This window comes from Kitasatospora sp. NPDC058406 (assembly GCF_042722765.1).
Classification (GTDB): domain Bacteria; phylum Actinomycetota; class Actinomycetes; order Streptomycetales; family Streptomycetaceae; genus Kitasatospora.
The window spans coordinates 1-1,546 of the sequence record NZ_JBHXKE010000496.1; the positions used below are offsets into that span (position 1 = coordinate 1).

General features: G+C 76.1%; 1 protein-coding gene. It reads right to left on the minus strand.

What is annotated here, in order from left to right; all coding sequences use genetic code 11:
• The coding region (locus ACFWOG_RS40820) for a non-ribosomal peptide synthetase (RefSeq protein ID WP_380364815.1) at positions 1-1,546 on the minus strand (1,546 nt) is incomplete at both ends.

Below are 1,546 nucleotides of genomic sequence, written 5' to 3' on the forward strand. Positions count from 1 at the left end.
CGGTCCAGGCCCGCCACGGTCGGGGCCTCGAAGACGTCCCGGATCCCCAGCTCGGCGCCGAGCGCGGTGCGGACCCGGCTGAGCAGCTTGGTGGCGAGCAGCGAGTGGCCGCCGAGGGCGAAGAAGTCGTCGTCGACGGTGACCTCCGCCAGGCCGAGGACCTCGGCGAACAGCCCGCAGAGAATCTCCTCGCGCGCCGTCCGGGCGGCCCGGCCCCCGGTCGCGGCGGCGAAGTCGGGGGCGGGCAGGGCGGCCCGGTCGAGCTTGCCGTTGACGTTGAGCGGCAGCGCGTCCAGGGTCACGAAGGCGGCCGGGACCATGTAGTCGGGCAGGGCGGCGGCCGCGTGGGCGCGCAGCGCGGCCGGGTCGAGCTGCGGCGTGCCGACCACGTAGGCGACCAGCCGGGTGCCGGCCGCGCCGTCCCGGTGGGGCAGCACGGCGGCGCGCAGCACGTCGGGGTGGGCGGTGAGAGTGGTCTCGATCTCGCCGGGTTCGATCCGGAAGCCGCGCACCTTGACCTGGTGGTCGGTGCGGCCCAGGTACTCGACCCGGCCGTCGGGGCGGCGGCGGGCGAGGTCGCCGGTGCGGTACATGCGCTCCCCCGCCGCTCCCGCCGCTGCGCCGAAGGGATCGGCGACGAAGCGTTCGGCGGTCAGGCCCGGGCGGCCGAGGTAGCCGCGGGCCAGGCCCACCCCCGCCAGGTACAGCTCACCGGGGACGCCGACGGGCACCGGGTTCAGCTGCCCGTCGAGGACGTACGCGCGGAGGTTGGGCAGCGGGCGGCCGATCAGCGGGCGGCCGTCGGCGGTGAGCCGGTGGTACAGCGCGTCGACGGTGCACTCGGTGGGGCCGTAGACGTTGAGGACGGCGGTGTCGGGGGCGGCGGCGAGGACGCTCCAGAGGGACTGGCCGAGGGCCTCGCCGCCGACCATCACGAGGGCGGGCGGGCAGACGGTGAGCAGGCCCTCCTCGACCAGCCGTTCGGCGTGGCCGGGGGTGATGTCGAGGACGTCGGCCCCGGTGCGCGCGAGGTGGCGGACGACGGCGGCGGCGTCGCGGCGCAGGTCGTCGTCCAGTACGTGCAGCTCGTGGCCGGCGACCATCCAGAGCAGCGCTTCGAGTGACGTGTCGAAGGACAGCGAGGCGGTCTGGGCGAAGGTGAACCGCCGCCCGGGGCGGGCCTGTTCGGCGACGGTGACGGTCTCGATGCGGTGGAAGGCGAGCAGGTTGGCGAAGCCGGCGTGGCGGACCACGACGCCCTTGGGGCGGCCGGTGGAGCCGGAGGTGTAGATGACGTACGCGGCGTTCTCGGGGCCGGCCGTGGCCGGAAGGTCACCGGCGGGCCGGTCGGCCCACGCCTCCGGGGCGGCGGGCAGGACGGGCAGGCCGTCCAGCACCTCGGGCAGCGGCCAGTCGTCGGTGGTGAGGACGGCCGCCGGGCGGGCGTCGGCGAGCAGGTAGGCGATCCGGTCGCGGGGGTAGTCGGCGTCCAGCGGCAGGAAGGCGGCACCGGCCTTGAGCACGGCGAGCAGGGCGACCACCGACT